The organism is Alteromonas sp. ABH4_452, assembly GCF_056311825.1.
In genome coordinates this window covers 1,113,056-1,129,398 of the sequence record NZ_CM149973.1, presented here as the reverse complement: position 1 = coordinate 1,129,398, position 16,343 = coordinate 1,113,056, and the positions used below count along the sequence as shown (strand labels likewise).

The window sequence follows — 16,343 nt, the reverse complement described above, 5'->3', positions numbered from 1 at the left end:
GTACAATGGTAAAAGCCCTGTTGCATCATATTGTTGGCACTATTTCGGTTATCTGCTATTTCCTGAATACAGTTTTGTGGTCGACGCCCATATTCATCTTAGCGATATTTAAGTTAATTCCTATAGCCCCGTGGCGACGCTTCATCTCTTATTTGCTCGATGCCTGCGCGACCGCATGGATTGGTGTAAACAACCTTAATCAGCGCATCAGCGGCCGAACCAAATGGCAGGTAAACGGACTAGAAAAACTCACCCGAGATGATTGGTATCTCGTCGTTGCTAACCATCAATCTTGGGTCGATATCCTTGTTCTTCAACGTGTATTCAACCGAAAAATCCCTTTTTTGAAGTTTTTCCTTAAAAAAGAACTAATTTATGTGCCAATTCTTGGGTTGGCATGGTGGGCGCTCGACTTCCCATTTATGCAGCGGTATTCAAAGTCTTTCTTGGCTAAAAACCCGCATCTCAAGGGAAAGGACATGGAAACTACACGTAAAGCGTGCGAGAAGTTTCGCAACAAGCCCGTTAGTATTATGAACTTTGTAGAAGGCACCCGCTTTACGCAGGGTAAACACGATAGGCAGAACTCGCCTTTTCAGCACCTTCTTAAACCCAAAGCAGGCGGAATTGCCTTTGTGTTATCGGCCATGGGTGACCAGCTACATAAATTGATAGATGTCACAATAGACTACCCTAACGGCGTTCCTTCTTTTTGGGACTTCGTGAGTGGAAAAGTGCGCGACATCCGCGTAAATATAAAGGTTATGCCTATTAAAGACATTATGGAAAATGGCGTATTTAACGATAGTTACTTTGATGATCCGCAAGTTCGCGCCCGTTTTCAAACATGGCTGAATGAACAATGGCACGCCAAAGATCAGCTTTTAGATTCACTTAACGCAACTCAGAAACCATTATGATCCGTGTAGTACTCGCGCCTTTTATTTTTGTTTTGCACACCACGCTGCAAATTCTCAATCTCGCTCTATGGGGCGGACTAATTATTCTACTTGGCTTGGTAAAGCTGCTTTTGCCAAATGGAAGAATTAGAACTGCCTGGAACAAGGTTATGCATGCCCTAATGTTTAGCTTTGGGCGTATTAGTGTGCTGTTAATCAGGCTATTTAATAAGGTTAATATTGAGTGTTCGGTTCATGGTGAGCTTTCAAAAAACAGTTGGTATCTAATTATCGCTAATCATCTGAGTTATTTAGATATTATTTTGCTTATTGAATTTGCCACACACCGCATTCCCGCGCCAAAGTTCTTTCTCAAAAAAGAGCTCATCTGGTTACCCTTTGTTGGATTAGGCGCTTGGGCGCTTGATATGCCCTTTATGCATAGATACACCCGCGCATATTTGGAAAAAAATCCGGACAAGAAAGGCAAGGACTTAGAAACCACTAAAGCGTATTGTGAAAAGTTTAGAACGGTTCCTACTACCGTCATCAACTTTGTGGAAGGAACGCGTTATACAACCCAAAAGCACTTGTCTAAGCAAAGCCCTTACGAAAACCTACTGCCACCAAAAGCGGGCGGGGTTTCTTTCACGCTTTCAGCTATGGGTGAGCTATTTACTAACGTGCTAGATATCTCGCTACTTTACCCTGAAAATAAACGTCACCCCATGATGGCAATGCTAAGCGGACAGATGACAAAAATCGTTATCGACGTAAACGTGACTCCTGTACCAGAGCTACAACAAGAATCAGAACGCACTGAGTCTGAGTTTCGTCTTTATTTCCAAAACTGGTTAAATGGACTGTGGGAAAATAAAGACAATCGTATAAAGAAACTGTTGGAGTCGTAAATAATGGAAGTCAGTGCTTCAGTACGCGATCATTTCATTCATTTGGTTAAAGACGTTTTTCCTAATTTAACCACTGAAGATCCACTTTACAATTTGCTTGCTCTAGGCTCTATACTATTAGTAGCAGTCCTAATCTACGTGATTGCGCGCCTGCTAGTGCGCCCTCAAATTGCTAACTGGGTATATAAGTCGAATAATAAGTGGGATAACGCGCTACAAGAACACGGCTTCTTTAGGCGTTTGATGCACCTTTTTCCGGCGCTCTTTATTTACGTTACCACCCCCGTTCTCATTGATGATGAAGCTGTCATACACGGAATGATGATTAAGAGTGCCCAACTATACATGCTGTATAGTGGGCTATTGGCTTTGTATGCCATGCTAAGCACGGTAGAAGATGTCTACAATGCTTCAGCCCTATCTCGGCGCGCTCCTATTACAGGCTTCATTCAAGTAACGAAACTTGCCTTCGCTATTATTACCATACTGCTTAGTATTTCTTTAATTGTAGACAGAAGCCCGCTGCTTATTGTGTCTGGCTTAACAGCCATTGCTGCTGTGCTGCTATTAATATTCAGAGACACCATTTTAGGCTTTGTTGCCGGTATTCAAATTGCCGCCAACCGCATGTTTAATACAGGCGACTGGATTGCCATGCCTAAGTACGAAGTAGATGGTGAAATACTCGAAATAGGCCTTACTAACGTAAAGGTACAAAACTGGGACAAGACCATCTCTACACTGCCGACCTATAGCCTAACCACAGAAGCAGTAAAGAACTGGCGCGGTATGCAGGAGTCTGGTGGACGCAGAATTAAGCGTGCCATTTATATTGATGTGCACTCGATCAAACTCTGTGACAACGATATGCTAGAGCGCTTTTCCAAAATTCGTTATATCAACGAATATATCGACAAGAAGAAAAATGAGCTCCGGGCTTATCACAGAGATTATTCGATTGATGAATCGGACCTGTTAAACAATCGTCGCCTTACTAACATTGGCACTTTTAGAGCTTACTTAGAGGCATACTTGCGTAAACACCCAGATATCAACCAAGAACTAACCCTCATGGTTAGGCAGTTGCCGCCCAATGAGCTCGGTTTACCTTTAGAAATTTACTGCTTTAGTATTCAAAAAGACTGGGTTAAATACGAGAAAGTTCAGGCAGATATTTTTGACCATGTCATGGCTATGCTAGACCTGTTCGACTTACGCGCTTATCAGCGTGATGGGCATTTATCCTTGCTTGCCCATCGTGAACATAGCGTGTTTAACAGCACTGGTGGAAACGAAGCCCTACAGGAGTCTGCTGCTCATCACCGTATTGATGACAAAAGTGCTAAGGCGCCAAGAGAAGCTCAGGACAAAAACGAACACGACCGCAAAGACAACGACTAGTAGAACTGATATCACTATTGTTTAAAGGCGAAAAAAAACCGGCTGTAATAGCCGGTTTTTTCATAATGCTTATCGCTTAAGCCAGTGCGTAGGCCATCAGTAAGCAAAGTACTAAACCAGTAACGCCAAAAAAACCGTACTCGATTTTTTCCTGCATACCTTCAGCACCTGCTTTAGCAGTCATAAAGCCCATAACGATGCTGCTTAGCCCTAGCGTAAAGGCAATTAGCGCAACACCAAACATAATTGCATTAATCCAATCAGCCATTGTGAAAACCCCTTAAAAATATTGGCGGTATTATGCACCAATAAATAAGATTTAACCATGCTTGGATTGGCTTAAATCTATCGCTATTGGTATTAATTGATCTTAGTCAAATCTACTAATTAGTTAGCAATTTCACTAAATAGTGAATCGGAAATTGCTCTTAAAAAACGCACACATAACCTAACCAACTGAAAAATATAAATTTTAAATCTTGGCAAGGCCATTGCTCAACTAAAGATATACCAGCAAATAACGCTAGTGTTTATTTGATAGTGACTCTACAACCCGTCGTAGCTCTTAGAACAAGGTTGATGTGTTACACCTAAATTAAGGAATGAACAATGTCTAACAAACTATTACTTTCAGTTGCTGTTACCAGTGCTTTGATAAGCGGCCACGCATTCGCGCATGACACAAGTTTTCAGAACAACAGCTGCGACATGGAGCTTGATGGCCATATTCAGTATTACCAAGGCGACCTTACGGTTCAGATGGACAATGGTTCGGTAATGACAATTGATGCTCAACACAATATGACCATCAACGGTGAGTCAATTTCGCTAAATAGCGAACAACAGCGTTGGGTAAGTGAATACTACAACAATATTGATATTGCTATTCCTATGACCCTTACCATTGCCAGTGAAGGCCTGCAAATTGCCAATGTAGCAGTAACTGAAGTGTTTACTGAACTGCTGGGCGGTGACCAAATGGGTGATGATTTCAATGAATTGTTCAACTCACTAGAAACCAAATTAAACACCTCTTTTTATGATGACGCGGGCAATATTCGCGTAGATTCTACGAAATTTGACGAACCAGGTTGGTTTGACGAAAGCTGGGAACAAGAGTTTGAAACACAAATCGAATCTTTGATCAGTGAATCTATGGGCAGAATTCTTATCGCGGTTGGCACACAAATGCTGTGGGAAGGTGGTGATATGTCTGAGTTTGAACAAAAGATGGAGCGCTGGGGTGAAGATTTAGAATATCGCTTGGAAAGCCAAGCCGCTTCGCTGGAAGAAAAAGGCGATGCTTTGTGTAAAGTGCTGAAGAAAGCCGACTATGCCGAAGGTAAAATGCAGGCATCTATTTCAGGGCTTGATGACTTGAACTTGCTGGATATTGACCCCAACGACCATCATGGTCACAACGAGCACAATGACGAAATGAAAATGTAGTCGAATAATTTAGCGAATTAAGCCTGCTACAACAAACTACTTACCTTTCTATTTCACTTATTTTGAAAACCGACTGAAAAAACAGTCGGTTTTTATAGCGCTCGCTATCTAACTTTTTAATATTTCTCCTCACTCAGATTTCTGCTTTTTCAGTTAATGGTAGGCGTATTAACGACATCCGCCCCCCGATTGATGTACTCTTAAGCCATAAATAAAGGGGGAGTTTAATCGATGACTCAGAATGTAGTAATTAGTGGCTATGGCTGGTTAGCTGGCTATGTAGGCAACGCACTGTCAGGTAAGGTCAATATTATTGGCACTACTCGAAGCCAACAGAAACGCCTGGCGTTAAAAGAACAAGGTATCACCGCAATTGAATATGCACTGGGCGATGATACATCGGCGCTATGCAACCACCTACCAAACGCGACCCTATTGCTAAATATTCCCCCGGGTAGAAGAAACACCAACCTCGAATCATTTACTGACAATATGCTGCGACTTATTGATGCTGCACTAAGCGCTGGCGTTGCGCACATTGTTTTTATCAGTACTACATCAGTTTATGGCGATGCCACGAACGAAGTAGTTACCGAAGTTAGCACTACACAGCCGCAAACAGCTTCGGCCAAGGCACACGTTACTATTGAAGACTATTTGTTGTCTAAACGAGGTCAGGTTGATATCAGTATTATTCGTCTAGCCGGTTTAGTAGGTCCAGACCGTCATCCTGCCCGTTCGCTAAGTGGAAGACAGTTGGATGCAGGAAATAAACGAATTAACCTTGTCCATGTGCACGACATTGTGTCTGCGTTAACCTCAATTATTTGCGACAAGCCACTAAACGACGTTATACACCTTTGCAGCTTATCTCACCCAAAGCGCGGTATTTATTATGTAGATGCAGCTAGCGCGATGGGTATAGACGCACCACACTTTTCTGATACAGAAGCTCAGCCTGGCGGCAAGGTCATCGACGCTACGCAAAGTTGGGAAAGGCTTAACATTACGCCAGAGTATGGCGACCCTTATCGCATGTTTTAAGTCTTATATTGACTCATTTTCTAACACAGTTCTCTTGGGATGAAGTGCGTTTAACCTAATGTGTTAAGCGAGTCACTATTCAAGAACAGTGAGTGAAAAATAAAGATTCTGTTGAAAACAAAAACGGCAAGCGTGAAGCTTGCCGTTTTTTCATCTAACGTTACTGCTATTGCACGGTAAATTTAGTAATTTTTGTCGTGAACCTTATTAACCAAAAAGGCTCAACCCGAAGTATTTCACCGCCACCGTGTTTACAAAAATCACAAGTAGAATTAGCGGAATAAACGTCTTCAACGAAACATCCACATACTTTTCAAACCAGCTGCCTTTATAGCCACTACTGCCTTCTTCCAAAGAAGCATTAAAATTAGCACTCTTCCAGCGATAAATAACGAACAAGCAGATTAGCAGGCCGTTTAACGGCAAAATAGTGTCATAAAATACATCGTAAATTACGTCAAACAGCGATTTATCTGCGCCGGCGTAGTGCATAAATGACGTCAGCATATCAACTTTACCAAACGACAATGCACTTAGAATTGCCAGCACAATCATAATGCTACCTAAAGAGCCTAGCGCCCATTTACGGCTTACGCCTTTTTCATCCATAAGCGCCGCAACAGGTACTTCAAAGATAGACACTAGAGACGTTATTGCCGCAAAGAATACTAATAGGAAGAACAAGCTGGCTACAATCGAAGCGCCCATATAGCCAATGGAGTCTTGTAGTGCCAGGAAGATACTAGGCAGATAAGTAAAAATCATACCTACAGACGATTCACTTAACTCATCAGGATTAATATCTGGGTTGAAAGAGAATATGGCAGGAAGAATCATTAAGCCTGCGGTAAAAGCCACTGCAGTATCAGTTAATGCAACAAGCTTTGCAGCGCTTGGTACATCCGCACGTTTATCGATGTAACTACCGTAGGTAATAAGAATACCCATACCTAACGACAATGAGAAAAAGGCTTGTGATAGTGCGCCGTTCACTACTTCTGCTGTAATTTTTGAAAATTCAGGAACAATATAAAACTCTACGCCTGCCATTGCGTTTTCGCGGGTTAGTACGAAGATAACAAGGCCGATAAGCATCACGAAAAGTGCTGGCATAAGCAGCTTCGCTGCTTTTTCTATCCCCTCTTTTACACCACCTTGAAGGATAAGGTAAACCACACCAACAACAGCAGCCATGTAGACGAAAATAGACTCTGAATTAATAAACACCCCAAAGGTATCGGGGTTTGCTAGTTTGTCTAAGTTCCCACTAACTGCTTCAAATAAATAGCCAAAAAGCCATACAGTAATAACCATGTAGAAAACGGCAATCATAAACGGCGTGGCAATCGCGAGCCAGCCTGCAAGTTTCCACTTCTTTTCGTTACCACTGATAGCGCTGTATGCGCCTAACGGGTCTTTTTTAGCATGGCGACCCACCGACATCTCTGCCAACATAACCGGTAAACAAATGGCAAAAACGAAAATAGCGTACATTAAAAGGAATGCACCACCGCCGTTTTTAGCTGCACCGACTGGGAACCCCACCAAATTACCAATGCCCACTGCAGAGCCTGCAGCAGCCAATATAAAACCTATGCGCGATCCGAACTGTTCTCTGGCCCCGCTCATATCCCTTCCTCTTGTTGAGTTATTGTTATAGCAGTTCGCTTATCACGCCTTGCGACATTCAAATTAGCCTTGTATACAACAATCACTTTTTGAAATCACAATTTGTACTTGTTGTTCGTTCTTGATTCTCGTCGGAATCAAGCCGAGCGAACTGGTATTATTTATTATTAGGATGGCGTTTGTTGTAATGACTCACATGTGGCGTCAACGCGTTGTATTGCTACCTCTATGGGCGTATCAATACGCTGCACCATTCCCAAAATAACATGGTAACAGCAGTGAAATAAAAAGTCTTGATGTTGGACTTGCAGAAATGAGGTTAGACCGTATCACCAAGTTACCACTTCGCCATTCCAGTCGATAAAATGACAAGTCTGGTCCCGATTGAGCGCTGAAAGGTGGTGAATAAGTTGTTTTGCAGTGAACTCTGGCGTAAAGAGTTTTTTAGCCGCTACATTTTTTTGAAATGGCTTCGACAGCCCGGTATCAACGGTACCTGGGTGGTAACATACCAGCATGACATCTTTCAATCTGCGCTTGTACTCTACAGACGCTGTTTTGACAAACATATTGAGCGCGGCTTTCGAGGCACGGTAGCCATACCATCCGCCAAGCCCGTTGTCTGATATGCTCCCTACTCTCGCGCTTAGGCAAACAAGGGTTGAGCCTTCTTTACTCATAACGTTGACTAAATGCTTAAGCCATATAGCGGGAATAATGCTGTTTGTCGCAAAATACGCAGTCAAGGCTTCCTCGCTGACATCTTCTAAGCGCTTTTCGGGGTGAATACCTTCGCTTTCGTTATGCAAAAAACCGGTTGTTATTACTACCATATTTAACACAACCTCTTGCTTAGCAAGTTGCTTAACAAAGCCGCTGATGTGCTTATCATCCTGTTCAGCAATTTGATGATAGGAGACGTTCTCTGAATTGTTACTTTCAGTTGCAGCTGCACGACTTACAGCGAACACTTTTGCGCCCGCACTGCGATATTGCTCTATAAGCGCAGACGCTATGCCACCAGATGCGCCCACGATAAGTACGTTATTTTCCATTCGGCTCTCCCGGTACACAGCGGTCGCACTGACGTTTTTTTCCCGTTAAAAGGTAAGAAATGGTATATCTATGTTTTGCGAATACATTGTAGAAAGCATCAGCGGCATAACGGATAACAGGCCAGCGAAGCGGAGCATAAATCCAGCCCATACCTACTGCTTTCCATGCTTCATGGGTAACATCAAGCCCGGTAATTAGGGTGCCATCATCGCGAAGCCCGTGAATCCTGGCATTAAGCGCATGCCAATCCATGTCCGGATAACGACTTGCAAAATCAGTGGCCTGAATGTCGACCAGGGTGAGTTTGTTATGCTTGTCTCTTTTGCGTAAATGATGCATTTCGGCTATACACAATGGGCAATAACCATCATAAAAAATAATCACTTCTACCTACCTCTGCCACATAAGACGCTTATCGCTTAAAAGGCGATTTTGCCCATGCAAACATGAAAAAATAAATATTACATCGCGTTTGCCACGCGCTAACCGCGCTCTTGTTGTAACCAGTTTAAAACCGTTTTGAGCCGTAGCACGTTATTCTTATTTAATATTCGTTTATACGATAAAAAAACACGCTTGGATGACTTGTGTTGTGCCCTACCCGCACCCACACTACAAGCAAAGATTATGAGAGGTTTTATTATGGCAAATTTACAAGTAGCCACTTTAGCAGGCGGATGCTTTTGGTGTATCGAGTCTGCGTTTAACACTGTCGAAGGTGTAGAAAAAGCAATTTCTGGCTATGCTGGAGGTGAAAAAGCCGATCCAACCTATGAAGAGGTATGTACGGGAAACACTGGTCATGCAGAAGTGGTCCAGGTAACGTTTGATGCCGACAACATCAGCTACCGTGAAATATTAGAAATTTTCTTCGCGCTACATAACCCTACCCAGCTAAATAGACAGGGTAATGATGTGGGTACACAGTATCGCAGCGCCGTCTTCTATCATGACGACGCACAAAAAGCGGAAGCTGAAAAAATTATTGCACAAATCACAGAAGAAGAAATCTGGCCTGACCCGGTAGTCACTGAAGTAGTAGCCGTGAATAACTACTATGACGCCGAAGACTATCATCAGGATTATTTCAAAAACAATCCGCAGAACCAGTATTGTTCTATGGTGGTTGCACCTAAACTTGCAAAATTCAAAAAGACTTTTGCTTCTCGCCTTCGCAGCGATGCATAGGTAAAGTCAGCTTTTTTAGCGACGTTTACAGGTTGGCTAGAAACGAAAGGGTTGCTTGGTAGCAACCCTTTTTCGGTTTTAATACCATCGTAAGTAGATAGACGCTAATCAAACCAAGCGTCATTGATTTCTATCGAAAATAGCAAGGGCGCTAAATCTTCATAACGCGTCTTATGCGCCTTACATGTCGCGTTTTTCATGTAATTCTTTTCCCACGGATCGTTAATGATCCATAGCGTACTATCAATAGTGACTAACCCTTCCATCGACGAGTTATCCATTGTGTACTGTTCGCAACTCTGATCACTGGCAACATCAAAAATAATGGGAATGCGCTTTGTCGGTTTGCTACCAGTGGTATCAATTACCCATAATTCATTGTCGTTTCTTGCCGCGCCAAATAAATATGATGCGCCCGTTGAGTGCGTATATAAAGCCAAGCCATTTATAGGGTGATTACCCGAGGTAAACGAAGGAAGCTGAAGGTCTGGTTCACTTACAGTTGCAAAATCGCTCGATGAGAAAAAGTTTTCATCAACAGACAATGTAAAGATCCTTGGCTGCCCCGCTTTGTCTTTTTCTAATGCCAAATACAAAGTGCCGTCTTCCGCCATAGTCAGGCCTTCAATACCATCGTTAGGAAAGTTACCTACTTCGAACTCTTTCGGAAACTGGAGCGGACGCACATCTGACATTTCAACAGCGCCATTGTCCTTTCGCGTTAGTTTGACCAATAGGGTTGGGTAGTCTGTAGAGCCTGTATCTTCGTACTTGGTTTCACAACGAGGGCTCAAGGCTCCTGTACGGGTTGCATCCTCTGTGACGGTGTAAATGACATTAGCATCTCTAGGGTCTACCGCTAACGCTTCTAAATCTGGTTGTTCGCTCAAGTAGCTATAGAAGCAGCTTCGGCGCACATCTCTTGAGAATGAAAAACGCTTACTAGACGCGCTTAGCGTTGCCGTTTCTGGTGAAATGCTATGTAACTTCAACTGCTGCGTAACATCCGCACTTGCATCTGCAATGGTAACTAGCTGTCCGTCTAGCACGACTAGCCCGGATGTTTGGGGGTCAAACATAACTTTTCCAGATTCATCAAGGATCCACTTCCCTACTGTTGTTTCTGTCAAATCGCTAGGTTCTGGACTGATAATGACATCTTTGGGCTCGCTGCATGCGCTGACCAGCATGGCGGTTAAAACGGTGGCGGATAAATACTTAAGCATAATATGAAGTCCTCTCTCGACTCGGCGTATCGAGAGCAAAAGCTAAAACTGAAAAAATTGTAAGGGAGTATATCGAGCATACCGTTTACGCACAAAAAAGAGTAAGGTTATAACGGTTATTTACATTGCGTCTGTGGCTTGCAAAAGACACTATAAATATTATAAAGCTTCTTAATATTGAGGCAGAAAAGTTTTAGATAGTAAATCGAGTATTGAAGGAGAAAGTCATTCCTACGCAGCACTTGCCCCAAGTCATAGCAGGGCCAATAGTAAGAAAAGTGACGCCTACTGAATGCCATATATGGGTAGTCACCAGTAACGCCGAGGCACCATCACTGAAACTGTCGGTCTGTGACCAGACAATAGCGGGTGAATGTCAGAGTGAAACGGTACGCGTAGGCACTTATGCTTTCATCCACCTTATCTCTTTTAACGCGGCTGATACTTTTAAAGACAGAGCGCGAATTAGCTATAAACTGTTATTCGACGATTCGTCTGCCCAAACCAGATGGGAAAAAGAACAGCGCGCAATACTCTACGATGGCCAGTTCTCTCCAAGCTTTCACTATACAGAAACGCCTGAAACTATTTTGCACGGCTCATGCCGCAAACCCCACTTTCATGACGATGATGCGCTCGCGCAGGTTGACGTGCTTCACAAGAATGCGTTTGAAAAGGATGACGGCTTTCCCGATCTTTTGTTGATGACGGGAGATCAAATTTACGCAGATGATGTCGCTGGCCCTATGCTGAAAGCCATTCACAGAGTGATAGAGCGCTTAGGCCTTTACCACGAAGCGCTTGAGGGCGCAGTGGTGAGCAATACGAGTGAACTTGCAACCCATAAATTTGGGTTTTATGAACGTGAACAGCTTCTGCCGCAAATAGCGACCAACACAGTACTATCTTCAATATTCTTTGGCGCCAAGAAGAAGCCTGTGTTTACGTCGGTAAATGCACAAAACCATTTAATTGGCAGTGCAGAGATCATCGCTATGTATTTGCTGGTATGGTCCGACACGCTGTGGGCTGATACGTTGCGCTCTGATGGCTCTATAGATAAAGAGGGTATACCAGAAAAGTACTCAAACATTTTCGATAAAGAAAATGACGCGCTTACCGCGTTCGTTAAGCAATTACCCCAGGTACGTCGAGCCCTGGCACACATTCCCACCTATATGATCTTTGACGATCACGATGTTACCGACGACTGGAATTTAACTCGGGGCTGGGAACAAGAAGTCTATGGAAACCCTTTATCAAAACGCATGATCGGCAATGCGCTTATCGGCTATTTGCTTTGCCAAGGCTGGGGGAATGCACCAAAAAAAGTAGCGCCACTAATCGCTAAAGTACAAGAATCAATGGGAGAAAGCGGTTTAAACTCGCACGATGAAATCATTGACGATCTGTTGGATTTTGATCAGTGGCATTACCGTTTAGATACCACACCTCCTATTGAGGTTTTAGACACCCGCACGCAGCGTTGGCGCAGTGAATCAGATATGAACAAGCCCTCGGGGCTAATGGACTGGGAAGCACTGTGTGATTTCCAGCACTCTATTATTGGCAAAGAATCTGTCATTGTTGTCTCTGCCGCCCCCATCTATGGGGTTAAAGTTATTGAGGCCATTCAAAAAATATTTACGTTTTTTGGCAAAGCGCTCACGGTAGATGCAGAAAACTGGATGGCACATAAAGGTACTGCCAACGTTATGTTAAACATTTTTAGGCACTATAAAACTCCACCTGAATTCATTATTTTGTCGGGCGATGTGCACTATTCCTTTGTGTACGATGTACGCCTGCGCTTTAGGCGCAACAGCCCTCACATCACCCAATTCACCTGCAGCGGATTGAAAAACGCGTTCCCGGATGGGCTAATTAAATGGCTAGATAGATTAAACCGCGTGCTGTATCGCTCCAAGTCTCCCTTGAACCTTTTCACAAGACGTCGAAACATGTCGGTAAAAGCACGAGAGCCTAGCAAGGGTTATGGCGAATTATTCAACGGTTGCGCCATCGGTGTATTAAAAATTTCACAGAAAAACGCCGATGTTCAGTGCAAAGCTTTGTTGAGCAACGGTAAAGAGGTAGAATTCCCAGCTTCTAAAGACGATTAGTTCAAAAGAGGTATCTAATGAGTGATAGCGCACTGTCCATCGGATTATTTTACGGCTCAACAACCTGCTATACCGAAATGGCGGCAGAAAAAATCCAAGCGCAGCTCAATAGCCTTTTTGACGAAGACATTGTTGACCTTCACAATATTAAAGATGTAAACCTGACGCGCACAGCCGAATACGACATCATTATATTTGGTATCTCCACTTGGGATTTCGGCGAGCTGCAAGAAGATTGGGAATCTCACTGGGAAGAGGTTCACGGCTTAGATTTAGCAGGTAAAACCATTGCACTATTCGGCCTTGGCGATCAACTTGGTTACGGCGAATGGTTTCAAGATGCGTTAGGCATGCTTCACGATGCAATTATGCCCTCGGGTTGTAATATTGTGGGGTACTGGCCTAACGAAGGCTACGAGTTTACCGCCTCTAAAGCCTTGACCGAAGATAAAACCAAGTTCGTAGGTTTATCTCTTGATGATGAAAACCAATACGACAAAACCGATGCTCGCATCGAAGCCTGGTGTGAACAGCTACTGGTCTCAATGGCATAAAACTTTAATCCACTTGGATATCAGCGTTGGAAAATAAAGGTCGTCTTCATCAGCAGTTCTATCGCAACGGCCCAAGCCATCGGGACGGTGCCGACGTGTCGTTTCAAGATATTCGTAAACTGTTTAACTTCGCAACGATCACGGTTGGCAGGTGGGTGACCGCGGAAGAGCAGCAGATCGCTGCCAATTTATTTTTTGATGCGCTGTACGATCTGGTTGCGATCCTTAATATCAATGAGCAAGTGCTGTCTTTAAACGGCTCTCTATCCCTTGCTTTTGGCAGTGGGGGGCAAAAACACAGTAGCGCCCACTACAACAGCGCAAAAAGGCAGCTAGCGCTAGCAAAAAACGCGGGAGCTGGTGCCCTTGCCCATGAGTGGTTTCACGCATTTGATCACTACATTGCGCCTCGTATGTTCGAAGGCATTGCTGCCGGCAGCTTCGCCACGCAGGCATGGCTAGATAACGCACCTATGAACGCCCATCCATTGAATCAAAAATTAAGCGATTGCTTCTCGTTATTGTTCTTAAATGATCAAAAAAGGCCTAATGAGTACTTTGTGCGATCCGTAGAAGCTGATCGCGCGCTAAAAATGTATTATTATGCTATGCCTCAGGAGATGGCTGCCCGAGCATTTGAAGCCTGTATACAAGATCACGAGATCAAAAATGCGTTTTTGGTACAAGGCACAAAAAAATCAACGGAAGCTAGACTTGGCATTTACCCTCATGGTAACTTGCGTACATCACTCAATCAGGCATTGATGTTGTATTTTTACCAATTAGGTGTCGCTATTTCACGCAAACAACCCTGAATTGTTGTTTTATCACCGTGAAACTGAGTATTTTTTCAACAACAAGTGTTAATGAGCACACTGTTTTTATACAAAAGTCTGTATATTTTTGTAACAAGCAGTATACTAAATGGCTCGAACGTAACAGAAGAAAGAAGACGAGATGAAAAGAAAGAAGCATACCTCGGCTGAAGACGAGGCTCAGATTGATATGACCCCCATGTTGGACATCGTGTTCATCATGTTGATTTTCTTCATCGTAACGACCTCGTTCGTGAAAGAGAAAGGTTTAGACGTAAACCGTCCAGAAGATAATCAAGCGAAAAACGACAAGCCTTCTAAAGCGCTTTCTATCCGTATTGATGCTGATGGCACTATCATGATGGGTGGCCGTGAGGTTGATATTCGTCGTGTGGTTGCGAACACGCAAACATACCTAGCAGAAAACAACACTGATTCTGCTGCTATCCAGGCTCACGAAGACAGCGAGCACGGCACAGTGGTTGAAGTGATGAACCAAGTTAAAATTGCTGGTATCGACAAAGTATCTGTTTTGGTTAAAAAGAGCAGCTAAAACGCTTTATTAATCAAATACAAATTAAGTAAAAGCCACCTTCGGGTGGCTTTTTCGTATCCTCTCTTATACCAAAGTATCTCTTGTGCTATCGCACGAATTTTGTTCAGATCGTACCATTCGGTGTGTCTGGATAAACCATGTTGAAACTCGGTTCCAGACTCGGATGTCACTGGAGCCAAAATGCACAAAAAACTTATTTACACTGCTGTACTTGCAGCAGTAATGTCAGCACCCCAGGTGTCTGCAGCAAAAATCGAATTAAGCGAAGCCTTTAACTACAACGCTTTCATCTTTGAAGATTACGAAGGTGAGCGTTCTGACGTTGAAGGTACGTTAGCCGTAGGTGGAAACCTAACGGTTGAAGACTTTGATGTAGGTCTTCTACTCCCTACCGATCTTTCTTCTAGTGCACTTTATGTAGGTGGCGATCTTTCTTATACCCGAGGCCATGTTCACGCAGGACAAACCACAGTTTCAGGTATGGTTACTGCTAATAGCGTAATGTTCGATGGAGCACTAAACAGTACCAGTGCTACCACAGTAACCTACGGTAGTGTGGAAAATGGCGGTATATTCAGTAAAGGTGACGTGACATTAGAGAAGGCTGGCGTTAATAACGGGGACATCCAGTCTGAGCAAGCCGTTACCATCCGTGAAGCGGGTGTGAATGGCTCCATAACCTACGGTACAACGCTCACCGTGGATAATGCTGGCTATACTGGGAGCGCCATGCAGTCTTCCAGTAATACAGTAAACGTCGACAATCTCGATTTTAATTCCATCGCAACTGAAGTAACGGCGCAGTCTCAAGACTTTGCCTCGATGAGCGTGAATGGAACAACGACACTGACCTGCACCGACGCTTCAGATCCAAATGCGTTAGTCAGTTGTAATGACAGTAATATTGATACTCTCGACACCATCGTATTTTCCGGCTCCGATGATGTGAATATCTATTCGATTAGCTCTGACTGGTTCAGCGCAGCTGACAAAGACATTGTTTACGATTTCTCTACCACTAGCTATAACATTATCAATGTGTATGGGGATACGGTAGAGCTGTTTAATACAGGCTTCTTCAATACTGCATTTACGCAGGAAAACGAATACTTTACAGAAAATGGCCAGTATAGAGACAATGATAACAATGAAGGTCAACGTCATGATGGCCTTTATACCAACAACATCTTGTTTAACTTCGTTGATGCTAAAGATCTCACCCTGCACAGTGTTGGCGTAAAAGGTAGTGTGTTGGCGCCATATGCAGAACTAAGTTTCTACAATGGTCATGTGGACGGCAACGTTATTGCGAATCGTTTGGAAACGCCGTTCAAAGAACTGGTTAATGACGATGGCAAAACCTACGTCGCGCCAACAGGACAAATAAATAACTATCAGTTTGGCGCTATTAACGTTAGTGAACCTGCTTCAATCGCCCTTTTATTTGGTGCGGGTTGTTTTATGCTGGCTAGACGTAGAAAAGCGAATTAAC

General features: G+C 43.5%; 16 protein-coding genes. 11 read left to right on the top strand and 5 right to left on the bottom strand.

What is annotated here, in order from left to right:
- The first annotated feature begins 5 nt into the window (after nucleotides 1-5).
- Genes ACYX4N_RS04875 through ACYX4N_RS04865 form a run of 3 tightly spaced genes read left to right on the top strand, consistent with a single transcriptional unit; the run spans nucleotide 6 to nucleotide 3,211 of the window.
- Complete coding sequence (locus ACYX4N_RS04875) at nucleotides 6-920, top strand: acyltransferase (protein WP_474804820.1); 915 nt, start codon at nucleotides 6-8, stop codon at nucleotides 918-920.
- Entirely contained in the window at nucleotides 917-1,810 is an 894-nt protein-coding gene (locus ACYX4N_RS04870) for an acyltransferase (protein ID WP_476055782.1), read from the top strand. Before ACYX4N_RS04875 ends, ACYX4N_RS04870 begins: the two co-directional genes overlap by 4 nt.
- A 3-nt stretch (nucleotides 1,811-1,813) precedes the next feature.
- Nucleotides 1,814-3,211 carry a mechanosensitive ion channel family protein gene (locus ACYX4N_RS04865; protein ID WP_476055781.1) on the top strand — a complete coding sequence of 466 codons (1,398 nt, stop codon included), beginning with the start codon at nucleotides 1,814-1,816 and terminating at the stop codon, nucleotides 3,209-3,211.
- A gap of 76 nt (nucleotides 3,212-3,287) precedes the next feature.
- Here ACYX4N_RS04865 and ACYX4N_RS04860 read toward each other — a convergent pair whose 3' ends face one another.
- On the bottom strand, nucleotides 3,288-3,479 hold the full coding sequence (locus tag ACYX4N_RS04860) for a hypothetical protein (RefSeq protein ID WP_014950735.1): 192 nt from the start codon (nucleotides 3,477-3,479) through the stop codon (nucleotides 3,288-3,290).
- A gap of 341 nt (nucleotides 3,480-3,820) precedes the next feature.
- On the opposite strand from ACYX4N_RS04860, the gene ACYX4N_RS04855 reads away from it, so the two are divergent.
- Nucleotides 3,821-4,660 (top strand): DUF2884 family protein, encoded by an 840-nt coding sequence (locus ACYX4N_RS04855; RefSeq protein ID WP_476055780.1) that lies wholly within the window; start codon nucleotides 3,821-3,823, stop codon nucleotides 4,658-4,660.
- A 231-nt stretch (nucleotides 4,661-4,891) separates the two neighbouring features.
- Nucleotides 4,892-5,704 (top strand): NAD-dependent epimerase/dehydratase family protein, encoded by an 813-nt coding sequence (locus tag ACYX4N_RS04850; protein WP_476055779.1) that lies wholly within the window; start codon nucleotides 4,892-4,894, stop codon nucleotides 5,702-5,704.
- A 207-nt stretch (nucleotides 5,705-5,911) separates the two neighbouring features.
- Here the strand turns inward: ACYX4N_RS04850 and ACYX4N_RS04845 are convergent, their stop codons facing one another.
- The 3 genes from ACYX4N_RS04845 to ACYX4N_RS04835 all read right to left on the bottom strand — a co-directional run bounded on the left by ACYX4N_RS04845 (nucleotide 5,912) and on the right by ACYX4N_RS04835 (nucleotide 8,773).
- Nucleotides 5,912-7,333 (bottom strand): sodium-dependent transporter, encoded by a 1,422-nt coding sequence (locus tag ACYX4N_RS04845; RefSeq protein ID WP_476055778.1) that lies wholly within the window; start codon nucleotides 7,331-7,333, stop codon nucleotides 5,912-5,914.
- 329 nt (nucleotides 7,334-7,662) lie between these two features.
- Complete coding sequence (locus ACYX4N_RS04840; RefSeq protein WP_476055777.1) at nucleotides 7,663-8,388, bottom strand: SDR family NAD(P)-dependent oxidoreductase; 726 nt, start codon at nucleotides 8,386-8,388, stop codon at nucleotides 7,663-7,665.
- Entirely contained in the window at nucleotides 8,378-8,773 is a 396-nt protein-coding gene (locus ACYX4N_RS04835; protein ID WP_476055776.1) for a thiol-disulfide oxidoreductase DCC family protein, read from the bottom strand. The genes ACYX4N_RS04840 and ACYX4N_RS04835 overlap by 11 nt, the downstream gene beginning before the upstream one ends.
- Nucleotides 8,774-9,031: 258 nt before the next feature.
- On the opposite strand from ACYX4N_RS04835, the gene msrA reads away from it, so the two are divergent.
- Entirely contained in the window at nucleotides 9,032-9,577 is a 546-nt protein-coding gene (msrA, locus tag ACYX4N_RS04830; protein ID WP_476055775.1) for a peptide-methionine (S)-S-oxide reductase MsrA, read from the top strand.
- A gap of 104 nt (nucleotides 9,578-9,681) precedes the next feature.
- Here msrA and ACYX4N_RS04825 read toward each other — a convergent pair whose 3' ends face one another.
- Entirely contained in the window at nucleotides 9,682-10,803 is a 1,122-nt protein-coding gene (locus ACYX4N_RS04825; RefSeq protein ID WP_476055774.1) for a hypothetical protein, read from the bottom strand.
- A gap of 242 nt (nucleotides 10,804-11,045) precedes the next feature.
- Here ACYX4N_RS04825 and ACYX4N_RS04820 point away from each other — a divergent pair, with 242 nt between their 5' ends.
- The 5 genes from ACYX4N_RS04820 (at nucleotide 11,046) to ACYX4N_RS04800 (ending at nucleotide 16,342) form a co-directional block, all read left to right on the top strand.
- A complete protein-coding gene (locus ACYX4N_RS04820; RefSeq protein WP_476056418.1) occupies nucleotides 11,046-12,926 on the top strand; it encodes a metallophosphoesterase family protein in 1,881 nt (626 codons plus the stop codon).
- A gap of 17 nt (nucleotides 12,927-12,943) precedes the next feature.
- A complete protein-coding gene (gene fldB, locus ACYX4N_RS04815; RefSeq protein ID WP_474804791.1) occupies nucleotides 12,944-13,480 on the top strand; it encodes a flavodoxin FldB in 537 nt (178 codons plus the stop codon).
- 26 nt (nucleotides 13,481-13,506) lie between these two features.
- Entirely contained in the window at nucleotides 13,507-14,295 is a 789-nt protein-coding gene (locus ACYX4N_RS04810; protein WP_476055773.1) for a CLCA_X family protein, read from the top strand.
- A gap of 142 nt (nucleotides 14,296-14,437) precedes the next feature.
- Nucleotides 14,438-14,848, top strand: a complete 411-nt coding sequence (locus ACYX4N_RS04805) for an ExbD/TolR family protein (RefSeq protein ID WP_014950746.1) — start codon at nucleotides 14,438-14,440, stop codon at nucleotides 14,846-14,848.
- A 183-nt stretch (nucleotides 14,849-15,031) separates the two neighbouring features.
- A complete protein-coding gene (locus tag ACYX4N_RS04800) occupies nucleotides 15,032-16,342 on the top strand; it encodes a choice-of-anchor A family protein (RefSeq protein WP_476055772.1) in 1,311 nt (436 codons plus the stop codon).
- The last annotated feature ends 1 nt before the right edge of the window (nucleotide 16,343 follow it).